Genomic DNA, 269 nt, shown 5'->3' with positions numbered 1-269 from the left:
AAAGAAAGAAATTCGATTCCGTAAGTAGCGGCGAGCGAACGCGGAATAGCCCAAACCAGTGAAGTTTTCTTCGCTGGGGTTGTGGACACACGACATGAGAAGATATCGTAAACGAAGAGAGTTGGAAAGCTCCGCTATAAAGTGTAATAGCCACGTAGTTGAAACGAAACAATATCTAGTGTGATCCAGAGTACCACGGGACACGTGAAACCCTGTGGGAAGCAGGAGGGACCATCCTCCAAGGCTAAATACTACTTAGTGACCGATAG

Source organism: Paraclostridium sordellii, assembly GCF_000953675.1.
GTDB lineage: Bacteria > Bacillota > Clostridia > Peptostreptococcales > Peptostreptococcaceae > Paraclostridium > Paraclostridium sordellii.
The sequence above is the reverse complement of the archived record's forward strand: the minus strand, read 5'-3'. Positions refer to the sequence as shown.